Source organism: Mycolicibacterium pallens (genome assembly GCF_019456675.1).
Lineage (GTDB): Bacteria > Actinomycetota > Actinomycetes > Mycobacteriales > Mycobacteriaceae > Mycobacterium > Mycobacterium crocinum.
The window spans coordinates 2,051,788-2,066,763 of the sequence record NZ_CP080333.1 but is presented as its reverse complement, the minus strand read 5'-3'; the positions used below and the strand labels follow the sequence as shown (position 1 = coordinate 2,066,763).

Genomic DNA, 14,976 nt, shown 5'->3' with positions numbered 1-14,976 from the left:
GCCGCACCGACCAGAGGGCCTGCGCAGCCAGCGGGCCTGTTCGATATCGATCTGCGGCCGTCTGCGAAAGGAGACACCATGTCCACCGCAGTCCCCGAGGTAGACGTGACCCGCGCGCTCGCTCTGCTGGCCGGAAGCGACGCGCGACTGCTCGATGTGCGCGAAGACGACGAGTGGGCGGCCGGGCACGCCTCGATCGCTCGGCATATGCGGTTGGGCGACCTCGATCCGCGCCAGTTCACCGAGTCCGGGACGGTAGTGGTGACCTGCCGCTCGGGCAACCGGTCACGTACAGCCGCAGCAGCGTTGGTTGACGCCGGCGTCGACGCCGTCAACCTCGACGGCGGGATGTTGGCCTGGGCCCGGGCCGGCCAACCCCTCGTCCGTGACGACGGTATGCCCGGCACTGTGGCCTGACAATTCGCCGTCGCTTCCGTCCGACACCGATCTGGAAGGACATCTGATGTGGGGCAAACGATCCGACATGATCATCCACGACGCAGATCCGTTCAACGCCGAACCGCCGCCGCAAGCCCTTGCCGCCGAGGCCATCACTCCTGTCGATGTCTTCTACAGTCGCAACCACGGAACCATCCCGGACATCGGCGCGCAGGACTGGCAGCTATCTGTCGGCGGCCGCGTCGCTCGACCACATGTGTTCACCCTCGACGAGATCCGCCAGCGGTTCGCCCGCGCCACGGTCATCGCCACCATGCAGTGCGCGGGAAATCGTCGAGCTGGGCTGATCGCGGTCCGCAGCATCCCTGGCGAAGATCCGTGGGGCTCTGGTGCCGTGTCAACCGCCGAATGGTGTGGCGTCCGCCTCGCCGACATTCTGGACGATGTCGGCGCCGAGGACGCCGACGGGTTGCATGTCGCTTTCGACGGTCCTGACGTCTCCTACCTTGCCAACCCTCCGCAGAACTACGGCAGTTCGATCGACATCGTCAAAGCCCGAAGCCCCGAAGTGCTGCTTGCCTGGAGCATGAACGGCCAGCCACTCCCACGCGTGCATGGCGGACCGGTCCGCGTCGTCGTGCCCGGCTACATCGGCGCCCGCAGCGTCAAGTGGGTCACCGCCATCACTGTCGGCGACGCTCCCACCGACAACTACTTCCAGGCCAGCGCCTATCGGATCGTCGCGCCCGACATCGACCCCGAAACGATCGCGCCGGGTGACGGCATCTCGTTGTCGACGCTGGCACTGAACAGTGACATCCTCAGCCACCGCGATGGCGATCAGGTACCAGCGGGAGCGCTGACCCTTGTCGGCTACGCCCAAGCCGCCGATGGCCGTCGCGTCGCCCGCGTCGATGTCTCCACCGACGACGGAATCACGTGGGGCCAAGCCGATATCAACCTGCCTGCCGGCCGGTGGGCGTGGTGCCGCTGGACATACACCGTCCAATGCCACCCCGGTCGACTTGCGGTGGCGGTCAGGGCATTCGACGACACCGCCGCTACCCAACCGGAAAGTGCTGCGGCACTGTGGAATCCGAAGGGTTACCTGAACAACTCCTGGGCCCGCATCACCCTCAACGTCACCTGAGCCACCTTGGAAGCAGATCATATGCCGGCACAGCCTGCCCCCACGGCGAAGAGCCGCCGCCGCGACATCATCCTTCTCGGCATCGCAGTCATCGCGGCCATAGCTTTGGCCGCAGCGCTGCTGATGCGCCACACTCACCAGGACAACGGCTCCACGCCGAGAAGCACTGTCGCCGTTGCCCCGCCGACATCGTCAACAACCGGACCCCGTCCAGCGCTTGGCCCACTCGGTGAGGTAGCTCGTCGCCAGACCGGCGACCCGTTGGCGCTTGGCTCACCGGATGCGCCCATCGTCCTGGTGGAATTCGCCGATCTGCGCTGTCCATTCTGTGCGGAGTTCTCCCGCAACACCGAACCGGTCCTGGTCCAGCGCTACGTCAGCAGCGGTGTCCTCCGCATCGAGTGGCGTGACATGCCGATCTTCGGGCCTCAGTCCAGGGATGCCGCCCGCGCAGCCCGCGCTGCCGCTGCGCAAGGCCGATTCTGGCCGTTCGTGCAGACCGTGTACTCCACTGCACCGGCCACCGGTCACCCTGACCTCTCTGCCGCGAAATTGCACGACATCGCCCGACAAGTTGGTGTCCCCGACCTCGCCCGATTCGATACCGATGCCGCATCCACGCACTTCGACGCCGCCATCGACGCCGACCTCGCACAGGGACAAAGTCTCGGGATTCCTTCCACCCCAGCCTTTTCGATGAATGGACATCCTGTCCTCGGAGCTCAACCGACGGACGTGTTCACCACCCTGGTTGACGACCTGGCCGCCGGAAAGCCGACGGAAAAGTGATTCACGTCGGCGTCATCGGCGCGTTCCTGGGCGGCCTGTTGGCTCTGCTCAGCCCGTGCTCGGCATTGCTACTACCCTCCTTTTTTGCGTACGCCTTCACCGACGGAAGGACCATCCTGGCCCGGACGGCGATTTTCTTGGCCGGTCTGGCCACGGTGTTGATCCCGCTCGGAGCGGGAGTCGGCGCAGTGGGAGCAGCCATCACCGCCTACCGCACTCAGACGACTCTGGCTGCCGCCGTCGTCATCATCGCCCTTGGCGTTGCGATGATATTGGGCAAGGGCTTCACAGTGGGCCGCGCACAGCGCACCGCCGGATCGCTACGCGTCCAGGGACCACTATCGGTATTCGCACTCGGCACGGTGTACGGTCTTGCCGGCTTTTGCTCGGGCCCCTTGCTCGGCGCCATTCTCACCGTCGCCGTCGTCGGATCGGACCCCCTCTACGGCGCTCTGCTCATGGCCGTCTACGCAGTCGGTATGACCGTGCCGCTGGCACTCTTGGCCTTGACGTGGGACAGGCTGCGCATGGGTGAAAAGTCTTGGTTACGTGGGCGACCACTACGCATCGGACCGCTGCATGCGCATACCAATTCCGTCATTTCCGGTGTGTTGTTCGTCGGCATCGGTGTCTTCTTCCTCACCACCGCAGGCACCGCCAACCTCGGCGGCATCCTGAGCGCCGAAACCGAAGTAGCCGTTCAAGGCTGGCTGCGGCGTGCTGTCGCGGACCCCGACCTCGTGCTCGGCGTCGGCCTGGTCGCCAGTCTCGTGGCGGTCGCCGTGCTGGCTGTGCGGGTGCGTGCCGCCAAGCGAGACAATGCAATCGAGCCACGGCCTTCGCAGGACCGCGTCGAAGACAGCCGATTCTGATTCATTACCCGCTCGGGCAGGTGGCGGCGGCCTTGCGAAGTTCGTCGGCCGACGCCTGGTCCACCGGCAGTGCGTAACCGCGCAGGACGGCGATGAACTGCATCGCGTACTGGCACCAGAACGCATGGTTGGGCGGCATCCAGGTGCCCGGCGGCTGGTCGCCCTTGTCCTGATTCACCTGACCCTCGACCGCGAGCAGATTGGCCGGGTCGTTGGCGAACCGGATTCGCATGTCGTCCGGCCAATTCCGGGCGCCCATGTCCCATGCGTACGCCAGCGGGACCAGGTGGTCGATCTGCACGGCGGCACCGACCTGCGCGCCGCGGGTGAACGGAATCGTCTCGCTCGTATAGGGGTCGTGAAGGACACCGGTCGCCACCGCCTGCGGGCAGCGTTTAGTGAACACGAAGGTCTTGTCGACGAGATCGCGATCGAGGATGTCGTCGCGGGTGTCGCAGCCGTTGTGCCCGCCCGGCGCGGAATTGTTGTCATCCCAGGCATCGCCGAACGCTGCGCGCCGGTAGTCGTAGCCGCGAACCCGCTGGGGAACGATCACAATTCCGTCGAGCACGTCGGTACCCGGCGCCACCGTTGGCACGTCGGCGCGAGCGATCATGGCGTCGGGATGGCTGGTCGACGACATCACCTGCACCGAGACGATCACCGACAGCGCGGCAATCACCGCCAGCCACATCAGCGGCCGACGTCTCACGATTTGTCCAGATAGTCGATCCGGTCACCGCCGGTGAACTGCCCGGCCAGGACCGCCATCCCACGGTTGGCGGGGTCGCGGGCGTAGATCGACTGGGCCACTTCGCGCGCATCCACGATGACCTCGAGGTGCTCGGCCAGCGACAGGAACCGCAACGTGATCGGGCGCCCGGACTGATTGAGCCCCAACACATCTCCTTCGCGGCGCTCCTGCAGATCCAGATCGGCCAGCGCAAAGCCGTCCAGCGTGCTCGCCACCGCGGTCAACCGTTCGCCGGCCTTGGATCCCTCCGGGAGTTTGGTGGCCAGCAGGCAGAGGCTGGCGTGCGAGCCGCGCCCGATGCGCCCACGCAGCTGGTGCAGCTGGCTGATACCGAACCGGTCGGCGTCCATCACCACCATCACCGTCGCGTTCGGTACGTCCACGCCGACCTCGATGACGGTGGTGCACACCAGGACGTCGATGTCTCCCGCGCGGAACGCGGACATCACCGCGTCCTTCTCGTCTCCGGAGAGCCGGCCATGCATCAGACCCAGCCGCAGCCCGGCCAGCGGCCCGCGACCGAGATGATTGAACAAGTTGATGACGGTCTCGGCGGGCGGACCCGCCTCCTGCTCGCCTGATTTGTCGTTTTCGTCGATGCGGGAGGCGACGACATAGGCCTGCCGGCCCTCGCCAACCTCTTCGGTGATCCGCTGCCACGCCCGGGCCAGCCACTGCGGCTTGTCCTTGATGAAGATCGTGTTGGTGGTGATCGGCTGGCGTCCGCGTGGAAGTTCGCGCAGCGTCGAGGTTTCCAGATCGCCGTACACCGTCAGCGCGACGGTGCGCGGAATGGGCGTGGCCGTCATCACCAGCAGATGCGGTGTCAGCCCTTCAGGGGCCTTGGCGCGCAACCGGTCTCGCTGCTCCACACCGAACCGGTGTTGTTCATCGACGACGACGAAGCCGAGTTTGTGGAATTCGACGGCGTCCTGCAGTAGCGCGTGGGTGCCGACGACGATGCCCGCCTCCCCCGAGGCCACCTCGTCGCGCACCTGACGTTTCTGGGCAGCCGACATCGACCCAGTCAACAGCGCAACCCGGGTGGCGCCGTCCTCGCCGCCGAGCTGGCCGGCCATCGCCAACGGCCCGAGCACACTGCGGATCGATTGGGCGTGTTGGGCGGCAAGGACTTCCGTCGGCGCCAGCAGCGCGCACTGGTAGCCGGCGTCGACCATCTGCAGCATCGCCACCACCGACACGATCGTCTTGCCGGAGCCGACCTCACCCTGCAGCAGCCGGTTCATCGGCTTGCTGGCGGCCAGCTCGGCGGCGACGACGTCGAGCACCTCGCGCTGACCCGCCGTCAGCGCGAAGGGCAGTCGCGCGATCAGCGCGGCGGCCAAACCGTCGTCGCGGTACGGGGCGACCGGTCCGGATTCGGAGAGCTCGCCGTGGCGGCGCTGCGCCAGCGCCCACTGCATGCCGACCGCCTCGTCGAACCTCAGACGCTCGCGGGCGGCCTCCCGTTCGGGCTCCCGTTCTGCCACGTGGATGGCGCGCAGCGCCTCGTCCTCGGAGATCAAACCGCGCTCGCGCACAACGCTTTCCGGTAACGGATCGACAATCGGATCCAGCACCGCGAGCACCTGCTGTACGCAGGCGTAGATGTCCCAGCTCTGCAGCTTGGAGCTGGCCGGGTAGATCGGGAAGAAGTCGCGTTCGAACGCCGACATCGCCAGCTCCCCGCTCTGCGTCGTCGAGGTGTCGGCGATCGTCTTGAGCGACTTGCTGCCGAACACCCGGCCGTTCGGCGAGTTGAGCACCAAAAAGTCCGGGTGGGTCAGCTGCATATTGCCCTTGAAGAAGCCAACTTCGCCCGACAGCATGATGCGAACGCCTTTGACCAACTGATTCTTGAGCCACTTGGCGTTGAAGAACGTGGCGGTGACCTTGCGTCGGCCGGTCCCCAGAGTGATCACCAAGTATTCGCGCTTGGGTGAGCGATTGGTCCAGCGGACGTCGGCCTTGTCGATCTCGCCGACCAGCGTGATGTGCTCGCCCTCTTCCGGCGGCGCCTCGTCCTCGTCCCAGACCGACATCCCGTGGATGTACTTGCGCGGGTAGTGCCGCATCAGATCGTCGACAGTGCGGATGCCGAAAACGTCGTCGAGCAGGCCGGCGGCCTTGCCACCGACGATGCCGTCAAGCCGGTCGGTGAGGGTGACCATGGCTACTCCACCCCGATCAGCAGCGCGTCGCCGCGGTGGCCGGTGGCATACGTGGCGAATTCGATTCCGGGATGGCGCCGGTGGACGTGATCGGCCAAGGCGTCAGCGATCGCCGGATCGACGCCGTCGCCGATCAGCACGGTCACCAGCTCGCCGCCGGCCACCAACAACAGATCGATCAGCCCGGTGGCCGCACCGGTGACATCGTCGGCGACCACCAAGACCTCGTCACCGGCGATACCCAGCCCGTCACCGGGTTCACAGCTGCCCGCCCACGTCAGCGCCTGCTCGGTGGCGGTGCGCACCGACCCGTGCCGGGCGGCCGCGGCCGCCCTGGCCATCGAGTAGCCGTCATCGACGGCCTGCCGGCCCGGGTCGTGGACGGCCAACGCGGCCAGCCCCTGCACCATCGAACCGGTCGGCAACGCGACAACGTCGATGCCCCAACCGATTCCGGCGGTACACCCGGCAACCAGCTCCTCGGCCGCCACATACCCGTTGGGCAGCACCATCACCTGGGCGGCGCCGGCATCGACCAGCCCGCGCAGCAGGTCGCGGGCGACGACACCGTTGGCCGGATCGGCCAGTTCGGTGTCCGGACGCAGCACGCAGGCGCCCTCCTGCTCGAAAAGCTCTGCGGCACCGTCACCGTCGACGACGGCGAGCACCGCGCGGTCCCGGCTCCAGCTGCCCGGCGAGACCCGGGCTGGGCCGGTGCTCAGCACCGAGATCTGAATCCGGCTGACCGAGCCGGCCGCCAGGCCGGCCTCGACGGCGGCGCCGGCGTCGTCGGTGTGGACGTGCACCGAGTACCGGTCGGCCGAGGCGGCGATCGCCACCGAATCCCCGAGTTGCTCCAACCGCGTGCGCAGCGGGTCAAGCGCGGCCGCATCGCAGTCGGCGAGCAGATACATCACCTCGAATTGCGGTGGAGCCGGATCCGCGGGTGCGGCGCTGTCGATGCGCGGTGGCCCCGGTTGATAAGCGTGCCGGTGTGGCGCGTGCCCGGTGACCGTGGCGGTCAGGGCATCGAGAAGGACCAGGAATCCGCGGCCCCCGGCGTCGACAACGCCGGCCTCGGCCAGCGCGTCGAGCTGCTCGGGCGTGCGCTCCAAGGCCGTGACGCCGGCCTCGCCGCTCGCAGTCAGTGCCTCGGCCAGGCTTGCGCCGTCGGCAGCCCACTGCTGGATGGTGTCGGCGACGGCCTGCAGCACCGACACGATGGTGCCTGCCACTAACTGGCCGCCCATCGAGGACACCACCAACCCGACGGCGTGGCGCAGCGCGGCACCCAACAGAACCGCGTCGATGTCGGCGAGCCTGCCATCGGAGTCGGTGGCCGCGGCGGCGGTGACGTCGGCCAGCCCGCGCAGAATCTGGGACAGGATCACCCCGGAATTTCCCCGGGCGCCGTGCAGTGCCCCTTCAGCCAGCGCGGCGGTCACCTCTCGGACACCGGCCGAGCCGGTCACCGACTCCGCTCCGGTCAGCGCAGATCGCATGGTGAAGAGCAGGTTCGTCCCGGTGTCCGAGTCGGCCACGGGGAACACATTGAGCCGGTTGATCTCGTCGGTGTGGGTGATCAGATCACCGACGGCGGTGTGAGCCCAATCGCGCAGGGCCGATGCGTCCAGCCGCCGGTCCGGCATGGCACCTCCTCGCGATCCCTGGCCCACCACACGGCTTTGTCGCGCCAGCCTAACCAGTCCGCCCGACACCGCGATGCCACCGGCACACAGGACCGGCGGATGTTAGGGTCACCGCAGGTCAGCGAGGCTCGGACGGGTTCGTTCGAGCGTGGGACCGGCTCATTTTGGCGTTCGGTTCGCCGGACGGCTATCCTAGTCAGGTTGTCGGGTCACCCGTCGTGCGGTCGTTGGCCCCCAGACACAGTTCGACTACTGACTTAGAGGAGTTCTACATGGCTGCCGTGTGCGACGTCTGCGGAAAGGGCCCCGGCTTCGGCAAGTCGGTGTCGCATTCCCACCGCCGGACCAGCCGCCGGTGGAACCCGAACATTCAAACCGTGCACGCCGTGACCCGCCCGGGTGGCAACAAGCACCGCGTGAACGTCTGCACCTCCTGCCTGAAGGCCGGCAAGGTCAGCCGCGGTTAATCCGCTTTTCCTTCACGCCCAAACCGACATTTGGCAGCAGAAGCTCGAGTAAAGCTCTGCACAACGTCGATCTCGGCGTGGGTTACGGCAATCGCCAGTCGATCGGCTCCGCGCCCATTCCGGCCAGCAGTTCGTTGGCCCGGCTGAACGGGCGCGAGCCGAAGAATCCCCGTGACGCCGACAGCGGCGACGGATGCGGCGACTCGATCGCCACGCAGCGACTGCCGTCCAGCATGGGTTTGAGCGTCGACGCATCCCGTCCCCACAGGATCGCCACCAGCGGTTGATCGCGTGCCACCAGTGCGCGGATGGCGCATTCGGTGACCGCCTCCCAACCCTTCCCCCGATGTGACGCCGGCGTGCCGGGCCGCACGGTCAGCACCCTGTTGAGCAACATGACGCCGCGCTGCGACCACGGCGTGAGATCGCCGGTGGACGGCTGCGGGTGCCCGAGGTCGGCGGTGTATTCGGTGAAGATGTTCGACAGGCTGCGTGGTAGTGGCCGCACATCGGGCGCCACCGAGAAGCTCAGGCCCACCGCGTGGCCGGGCGTCGGATACGGGTCCTGGCCGACGATCAGCACCCGCACCTCATTGAACGGAAAGGTGAAGGCGCGCAGCACGTTCGGCCCGGCGGGCAGATAACGCCGGCCGGCGGCGATCTCGTCGCGCAGGAACTGCCCCATCTGGGTGACCTGATCGCTGACTGGGGCGAGCGCCTGCGCCCAGCCCTCCTCGACGAGTTCGGTCAGCGGCCGGGCGGTGGTCGTCACCGGGGTAACCTAACGCGCGCCGTCAGTCGAAGGATTGCCAACCCGCCGGACCGGCCCAGTCCCGGCCGTCGACCAGCACACCGGGTGCACCGTCGCGCACCGTGCCGATCACCCGCCAGCCGGGCGGCACCGTGCCGGGAAAGCAGGCGACGAGGGCGTGATCTTCGCCACCGGAGAGCACGAGCGTCAGGGGGTCGACACCCACGACAGCGGTCGCGGCGGCGATGGCCTCGACGTCGGCTCGCAGCGCGTCCGTGGCGAGGTCGACGAGAACCCCGGAGCCGTGGGCGATGTGGCCGAGATCGGCGAGCAGACCGTCGGAGACGTCGGTCATCGCCTGCGCGCCGGCATCGGCCGCCCGCACACCCTGCCCATAGGGCGGCTGCGGCACGAGGTGCCGCTGCCGCACCTCGTCGAATCCACCAATGTCATTGCGGCACAGCAGGTATCCAGCCGCCGAGCGGCCGAGCTCACCCGCGACGGCCACCACCGACCCGGCTCGCGCCCCGCTGCGCAGCACCGGCGCTCGACCACCGAGATCGCCGAACGCGGTCACCGACACCACCCACTGCGGGCTGGCGACCAGATCACCACCGACGATCCCGGCGCCCAATGCGCCTGCCTCCTGCCACATCCCGTCGGCCAGCTCCTGAGCCCGCGACGCCGGGGTGTCGGGTGGGGCCCCGAACGCGACGACGAACGCGCTCGCCCGCGCACCCATCGACTCGACGTCGGCGGCGTTCTGCGCGATCGCTTTTCGGCCGACCTGCTGCGGTGACGACCAATCGAGCCGGAAGTGCCGCCCCTCCACCAGCATGTCGGTGGTGACCACGACCCGACCGTCCGGCATGTTCACCACTGCGGCGTCATCGCCCGGCCCGACCGTCACGTCCGCTGGTTGACGACGATGGGCCACCAGCCGGTCGATCATCGGGAACTCGCCGAGCTGACGCAAAGTGGGGTCACCACCGTCGGCCACGAGGTCTGCCCTCCTGTTGTCGCCCAGGCTGATCGGCACGGCAACCTGCGGTACGTTGGGGCCTTGCCGGCACCGTGACATGCCAGTCTAGGTCGGCGCCGCGCGCGAGCGGCTATCGAGACGAGGAGGCGGCGGGTGGTGGAGGCCTACATACTGATCCAGACCGAGGTCGGCCGCGCCGAGGTCGTCGCCAAGCAGGTGGCCGAGCTGCCCGGCGTGCTGTCATCGGAATACGTGACCGGACCGTACGACGTGGTCGCCCGGGTCGGCTCGGACACCAAAGACGAGCTGACCGCCTCGGTGGTGCCCAGCGTGCAGCAGGTCGCCGGGATCACCCGAACGTTGACCTGCCCCATCGCCGATGCCGACTGAGCCCCTGCCCGCCGTCACCGAAGACAGCCTGTCGGACGGTCCACCACGCGCGCTGCTGATCGCCGGGATCATCGTGGCGGTGGTGGCGATCGGTGCCGTCCTGGGCATCGCGGCCACCCGTAAGGCTCCGGTTCAGCCGGTGGTCATCGCCGCCGTTCCGGCGCCGCAGGCCGAATCCGCGACCTGTCGCGAGGTCGTCAGTGCCCTGCCCGACAACCTCGGTGAATTCCACCGGGTCGCGGCGGCCGACCCCGTGCCGGCCGGCACTGCGGCCTGGCGTGGTGCGGCCGACAACTATCCGGTCATTCTGCGGTGTGGCATCGACCGGCCTGCCGAGTTCGTGGTCGGCTCCCCCATTCAGGTGGTCAACGCGGTGCAGTGGTTTCAGGTCACCGATCCCGGTACCGACCGCAGCACCTGGGTCACCGTGGACCGCCCGGTCTACCTGGCGCTCACCCTGCCGAAAGAGTCAGGGCCGACGCCGATTCAAGCGTTGTCGGATGTGATCGCGCGGACCATGCCCGCGGTGCCGATCGCGCCGAACCCGCCCCGGTGACTCAGCGCAGTCCGGTTCCGCGGGCCAGCGCGGTCTCGACCATGGTGCCGACGAGCGTCGGATAGTCGATGCCGCTGGCGGCCCACATCCGCGGATACATCGAGATCGTGGTGAAGCCCGGCATGGTGTTGATCTCGTTGATCACCGGCCCGTTCTCGGTGAGGAAGAAGTCCACCCGCGCCAAACCCTGGCAGTCCAGTGCGTTGAACGTACGAATTGCCAAGTGCCGCAGCTCTTCTGCGACATCGTCGTCGACTTTGGCGGGCACGTCGAGTTCGGCGCCGTCATCGAGATACTTGGTCGCGAAGTCATAGAAGCCGTCGTCGCGGCCGCCGATTCCGGCGACCCGGATCTCACCGATCGCGCTGGCTTGCACTGACCCGTCCGGGAATTCGAGGACGCCACACTCGAGCTCACGGCCCTCGATCGCGGCCTCGATGATCACCTTCGGATCGTGCTGGCGGGCATCGGCGATCGCCGCGGGCAGCTCGTCGGGGCTCATCACCCGATTCACCCCGATCGACGAACCCCCGCGCGCGGGTTTGACGAACATCGGAAAGCCAAGGCGCATGATGTCATCGAGCGTGGGCGCCTTCTCCTGCGGCCGCAGTACGACGTGATCGCCGATCGGCAGTCCGTCGGCGGCCAGCAGCTTCTTGGTGAACTCCTTGTCCATGCCGGCCGCACTGGCCAGCACGCCGGCACCCACGTACGGCACGCCGGCGAGCTCGAGCAGCCCCTGGATGGTGCCGTCCTCGCCGTAGGGTCCGTGCAGGATCGGGAAAACGACGTCGACCGCGGCCAGCACCTCACCGGCGGCCTGTCCCAGCGACACCAGTTCCCCGTGGCGCTGCGGGTCGGCCGGCAAGGCCAGCGCGGTGCCCGACTCGCCGCTGACTTCGGGCAGTGTGCGGTCGGTGATGGCCAGGGTCTCGGGCTTGCCGTCGGTCAGGACCCAGGAGCCCTGCGGGGTGATGCCCACGGCGACGACCTCGAAGCGTTCCGGGTCCAGATTCCGCAGGATGCTTCCGGCTGACACGCACGAGATCGCATGCTCGGAGCTGCGGCCTCCGTAGACGACGGCGACGCGGATACGAGAGGTCACAAACTAGAGAGGCTACAGCCCAGCCGGTATGAGCACGATTTGGCGCTGTGAGCAGCGCCTATTGGGCGTCGAGGGCTGCGACGACGTCAGCGACCAGGTCATCGGTGTCCTCGATGCCCGCCGAGATCCGGGCGAATCCGTCGGCTACCGGGTCGCCCCACCGGGCCCGTCGGTCCACCGAGGTGTGGATGCCACCGAAGCTGGTCGCCGCCACCAGCAGCTCGCTGCGTCGCACCAGCGCGTGGACGGCGGCCTCGTCGGCGAGTTCGATCGACACCAGTCCCCCGAACCGCCTCATCTGGCCGGCGGCCAGCGGGTGCGACGGGTCGCCGGGCAACCCCGGGTAGCGCACCGAGCGGACTCCTCGATGACCCTGCAGTGCGGTCGCCAGGGCGAGGGCGTTGGCGCACTGCCGCTCGAACCGCAGGCCGACGCTGCCGAGGCTGCGCAACACCAGCCACGCCTCGAAGGACCCGAGGATCGCCCCGGCCAGCAGCCGCTCGCGTTCCACCGCGGCGATCAACTCGGAGTCGCTGCCTGCGATGTAGCCGGCCAGCATGTCGCTGTGCCCGGCCAAGGCCTTCGTGGCGCTGGCCACCACCAGGTCGGCACCCAGCGCCAGCGGTTGCTGACCCAGCGGCGTGGCGGTGGTGTTGTCGACCAACAGTCGCGCGCCGCGGCGGCGGCAGGCGTGGGCCAGCCGGCGCAGATCGACGACATCCAGCGCGGGGTTCGTCGGGGTCTCGGCCAGCACCACATCGGCGGTCTCGGCGGCATCACAGATCTCGTCGGCGGTGGCTTCGCGGACGGTGATGCCAAGTGGTGCAAGGCTTTCCGTGGCATAACGGCGCACCTGGTAGTAACCGTCGGCCGGCACCACCAGCACTGAACCGGGTGTGGCCGTCGCCCGCAACGCCGCGGTGATGGCCGCCATGCCGGAACCGAAAACCAGTGCCGCCTCAGCGCCTTCGAGCTGTGCCAGCGCAGACTCCAGCTGCCGCCAGGTCGGGTTGGAGCCGCGACCGTAGGTGTTCTGTTCGCTGCCCTCGTCGTCGGAGAGGTGGTACGCCGACGCCAGAACCGGGCCGGGACCAACCGGATCACCCGGAACCGGTAGGGAACTCACAGCTTTGACGGCGCGGGTCGAGTCGCCGAAGTGGTCGCTCATTCCGGTTTGGTGCTGCGGCCCAGCAGCAGCGCCACCGCCTGGTCGACCGATAAACCCTTGTGGCACACCCGGTGAACCGCATCGGTGAGCGGCATCTCGACGTCATAGCTGGCGGCCAACGCCAGGATCGACTCACACGACGTGACACCTTCGGCGACGTGCCCGCCGGCGGCCAGCTGAGCGGCCTCCATCGTCCCGCCGCGCCCGAGTCGCTCACCAAAGCTGCGGTTGCGCGAATGCGGTGACGTGCAGGTGGCGACCAGATCGCCCACCCCGGCAAGGCCGGCCAGTGTCGCCGGCTTGGCGCCGACTGCGATGCCGAGCCGCATGATTTCGGCCAGCCCGCGGGTGATGATCGCCGCGGCGGTGTTCTCCCCGAGACCCACTCCGGCGGCCATGCCGCAGGCCAGGGCGATGACGTTCTTGCACGCGCCGCCGATCTCGGTGCCGATGACGTCGGCGTTGGTGTACGGGCGGAAGTATCCGGTGCTCAATGAGCGCTGCAGGGTGATCGCCCGCCCGGAGTCGGTGGAGGCCACCACGGTCGCGGCGGGCTGGCCCTGCGCGATCTCGTCGGCCAGGTTCGGGCCGGAGACGACCGCAACCTGGCTGGGGTCGACGCCGGTGACCTGCACGATGACCTGGCTCATCCGCATCAGGCTGCTCAGTTCGACACCCTTGGCGAGGCTCACCAGGGTGGCGCCGTCGGCGATCAGGCCGCGCCACTGTTCGAGATTGGCGCGCAACGTCTGCGCGGGAACCGCGAGCAGCACCGTGGTGAGTCCGTCGAGAGCCTCGGCCGCATCGGTGGTCGCGCGGATCGCGGTAGGCAGCGCGATATCGGGTAGATAGCCACTGTTGGTGTGTGTGGTGTTGATCGCCTCGGCGACTTCGGCCCGCCGTGACCACAGCCGCACCTCGGAACCGGCATCAGCCAGCACCTTGGCCAATGCGGTTCCCCAGGCGCCCGCGCCCATCACCGCCGCAGTGCCCACCGTGCTGGTCATGGTCATTAACGTAGCCCACGCCGCTGCGACCGCTCGGCGACCAGGAATGCACTAGGCCCGAACGACGCTGAGAGGATGGTGAGCATGAGCGGCGCAGCCGATATCGGCGTGATCATCGCGGTGAAACGCCTCGCGGCCGCCAAGACCAGACTCAGTCCGGTGTTTTCGGCGGCCACCCGGGAGCAGGTGGTGCTGGCCATGTTGGTCGACACCATCACCGCGGCCCGCGGAGTCGACGCGGTGGCTTCGATCACCGTGGTGACCCCCGACGACACGGCGGCAGCGGCAGCCCGTGAGCTCGGCGCGGAGGTGCTGGCCGATGCGACGCCGCCAACCGAGCCCGACCCGCTCAACACGGCCGTGCGGTTCGCCTGGGCGGCGGTGAGCGAGAAGACTCCCAATACCGTTGTGCTGCAAGGTGATCTGCCCGCGTTGCAGACTCACGAACTCACCGAGGCGGTGGCAGAGGCCCGGGCACACCGGCGCAGCTTCGTCGCCGACCGCCCCGGCAGCGGCACAGCGGCGCTGTTCGCGTTCGGTGTTCCGCTCGATCCACTGCTCGGCCGTGATTCGGCCCGGCTGCACCGCGACTCCGGCGCCGTGGAACTGACCGGCGCGTGGCCGGGACTGCGCTGTGACATCGACACCGTCGAGGACCTGGAGGCGGCTCGGCTGCTCGGTGTCGGTGCGGCGACGACCAGGGCAATCGCGCACCACTGATGGTTAACAACGCTTGAACGGACATCGACTTTAGGCTGCGCCGGTC

Annotated in this window: 16 protein-coding genes; 8 read left to right on the top strand and 8 right to left on the bottom strand. The window is 68.2% G+C overall.

Going from position 1 to position 14,976, the window contains the following annotated elements:
* The first annotated feature begins 78 nt into the window (after nt 1-78).
* From K0O64_RS10195 to K0O64_RS10180, 4 genes are read left to right on the top strand one after another with little or no spacing between them, the layout of a single operon-like run.
* On the top strand, nt 79-417 hold the full coding sequence (locus K0O64_RS10195; protein ID WP_096311032.1) for a rhodanese-like domain-containing protein: 339 nt from the start codon (nt 79-81) through the stop codon (nt 415-417).
* Between the two features lie 46 nt (nt 418-463).
* Nucleotides 464-1,549, top strand: coding sequence for a sulfite oxidase (locus K0O64_RS10190; protein WP_096312781.1), 1,086 nt, complete (start codon nt 464-466; stop codon nt 1,547-1,549).
* Nucleotides 1,550-1,570: 21 nt separating this feature from the next.
* A complete protein-coding gene (locus K0O64_RS10185; protein WP_096311031.1) occupies nt 1,571-2,338 on the top strand; it encodes a DsbA family protein in 768 nt (255 codons plus the stop codon).
* Entirely contained in the window at nt 2,335-3,210 is an 876-nt protein-coding gene (locus K0O64_RS10180) for a cytochrome c biogenesis CcdA family protein (RefSeq protein WP_096311030.1), read from the top strand. Before K0O64_RS10185 ends, K0O64_RS10180 begins: the two co-directional genes overlap by 4 nt.
* Nucleotides 3,211-3,214: 4 nt before the next feature.
* On the opposite strand, the gene K0O64_RS10175 is transcribed toward K0O64_RS10180, so the two are convergent.
* From K0O64_RS10175 to K0O64_RS10165, 3 genes are read right to left on the bottom strand one after another with little or no spacing between them, the layout of a single operon-like run.
* Nucleotides 3,215-3,922, bottom strand: a complete 708-nt coding sequence (locus tag K0O64_RS10175) for an HNH endonuclease family protein (RefSeq protein WP_096311029.1) — start codon at nt 3,920-3,922, stop codon at nt 3,215-3,217.
* Nucleotides 3,919-6,135 (bottom strand): ATP-dependent DNA helicase RecG, encoded by a 2,217-nt coding sequence (recG, locus tag K0O64_RS10170; protein ID WP_096311028.1) that lies wholly within the window; start codon nt 6,133-6,135, stop codon nt 3,919-3,921. Before recG ends, K0O64_RS10175 begins: the two co-directional genes overlap by 4 nt.
* A gap of 2 nt (nt 6,136-6,137) precedes the next feature.
* Nucleotides 6,138-7,784 (bottom strand): fatty acid kinase ATP-binding subunit FakA, encoded by a 1,647-nt coding sequence (locus tag K0O64_RS10165; RefSeq protein ID WP_096311027.1) that lies wholly within the window; start codon nt 7,782-7,784, stop codon nt 6,138-6,140.
* A 272-nt stretch (nt 7,785-8,056) separates the two neighbouring features.
* On the opposite strand from K0O64_RS10165, the gene rpmB reads away from it, so the two are divergent.
* Nucleotides 8,057-8,251: a 50S ribosomal protein L28 gene (rpmB, locus tag K0O64_RS10160; protein WP_071946318.1), complete on the top strand. Its 195-nt coding sequence runs from the start codon at nt 8,057-8,059 to the stop codon at nt 8,249-8,251.
* 82 nt (nt 8,252-8,333) lie between these two features.
* Here rpmB and K0O64_RS10155 read toward each other — a convergent pair whose 3' ends face one another.
* Together K0O64_RS10155 and K0O64_RS10150 are read right to left on the bottom strand one after the other, a co-directional pair.
* Nucleotides 8,334-9,023: a uracil-DNA glycosylase gene (locus K0O64_RS10155; RefSeq protein ID WP_096311026.1), complete on the bottom strand. Its 690-nt coding sequence runs from the start codon at nt 9,021-9,023 to the stop codon at nt 8,334-8,336.
* Nucleotides 9,024-9,045: 22 nt separating this feature from the next.
* Nucleotides 9,046-10,041: a thiamine-phosphate kinase gene (locus tag K0O64_RS10150; protein WP_225933677.1), complete on the bottom strand. Its 996-nt coding sequence runs from the start codon at nt 10,039-10,041 to the stop codon at nt 9,046-9,048.
* A 96-nt stretch (nt 10,042-10,137) separates the two neighbouring features.
* On the opposite strand from K0O64_RS10150, the gene K0O64_RS10145 reads away from it, so the two are divergent.
* Entirely contained in the window at nt 10,138-10,374 is a 237-nt protein-coding gene (locus K0O64_RS10145) for an Lrp/AsnC ligand binding domain-containing protein (RefSeq protein WP_071946322.1), read from the top strand.
* Nucleotides 10,364-10,930, top strand: a complete 567-nt coding sequence (locus tag K0O64_RS10140; RefSeq protein ID WP_096311024.1) for a DUF3515 domain-containing protein — start codon at nt 10,364-10,366, stop codon at nt 10,928-10,930. The genes K0O64_RS10145 and K0O64_RS10140 overlap by 11 nt, the downstream gene beginning before the upstream one ends.
* A 1-nt stretch (nt 10,931) precedes the next feature.
* On the opposite strand, the gene K0O64_RS10135 is transcribed toward K0O64_RS10140, so the two are convergent.
* From K0O64_RS10135 to K0O64_RS10125, 3 genes are read right to left on the bottom strand one after another with little or no spacing between them, the layout of a single operon-like run.
* Nucleotides 10,932-12,035: a D-alanine--D-alanine ligase family protein gene (locus tag K0O64_RS10135; RefSeq protein ID WP_071946326.1), complete on the bottom strand. Its 1,104-nt coding sequence runs from the start codon at nt 12,033-12,035 to the stop codon at nt 10,932-10,934.
* A 58-nt stretch (nt 12,036-12,093) separates the two neighbouring features.
* On the bottom strand, nt 12,094-13,203 hold the full coding sequence (locus tag K0O64_RS10130) for a cystathionine gamma-lyase (RefSeq protein ID WP_220046342.1): 1,110 nt from the start codon (nt 13,201-13,203) through the stop codon (nt 12,094-12,096).
* Entirely contained in the window at nt 13,200-14,198 is a 999-nt protein-coding gene (locus K0O64_RS10125; RefSeq protein WP_220046499.1) for an NAD(P)H-dependent glycerol-3-phosphate dehydrogenase, read from the bottom strand. The genes K0O64_RS10130 and K0O64_RS10125 overlap by 4 nt, the downstream gene beginning before the upstream one ends.
* A gap of 96 nt (nt 14,199-14,294) precedes the next feature.
* On the opposite strand from K0O64_RS10125, the gene cofC reads away from it, so the two are divergent.
* The gene (gene cofC, locus K0O64_RS10120; protein WP_071949972.1) at nt 14,295-14,930 is read left to right on the top strand and encodes a 2-phospho-L-lactate guanylyltransferase; all 636 of its coding nucleotides are present in this window, start codon (nt 14,295-14,297) and stop codon (nt 14,928-14,930) included.
* The last annotated feature ends 46 nt before the right edge of the window (nt 14,931-14,976 follow it).

Excerpts from the sequence above, each read along its gene's own strand:
- K0O64_RS10195 (WP_096311032.1), top strand. The coding sequence starts at position 79 with ATGTCCACCGCAGTCCCCGAGGTAGACGTGACCCGCGCGCTCGCTCTG.
- K0O64_RS10165 (WP_096311027.1), bottom strand. The coding sequence starts at position 7,784 with ATGCCGGACCGGCGGCTGGACGCATCGGCCCTGCGCGATTGGGCTCAC.
- rpmB (WP_071946318.1), top strand. The coding sequence starts at position 8,057 with ATGGCTGCCGTGTGCGACGTCTGCGGAAAGGGCCCCGGCTTCGGCAAG.
- K0O64_RS10185 (WP_096311031.1), top strand. The coding sequence starts at position 1,571 with ATGCCGGCACAGCCTGCCCCCACGGCGAAGAGCCGCCGCCGCGACATC.
- cofC (WP_071949972.1), top strand. The coding sequence starts at position 14,295 with ATGAGCGGCGCAGCCGATATCGGCGTGATCATCGCGGTGAAACGCCTC.
- K0O64_RS10190 (WP_096312781.1), top strand. The coding sequence starts at position 464 with ATGTGGGGCAAACGATCCGACATGATCATCCACGACGCAGATCCGTTC.
- K0O64_RS10140 (WP_096311024.1), top strand. The coding sequence starts at position 10,364 with ATGCCGACTGAGCCCCTGCCCGCCGTCACCGAAGACAGCCTGTCGGAC.
- recG (WP_096311028.1), bottom strand. The coding sequence starts at position 6,135 with ATGGTCACCCTCACCGACCGGCTTGACGGCATCGTCGGTGGCAAGGCC.
- K0O64_RS10130 (WP_220046342.1), bottom strand. The coding sequence starts at position 13,203 with ATGAGCGACCACTTCGGCGACTCGACCCGCGCCGTCAAAGCTGTGAGT.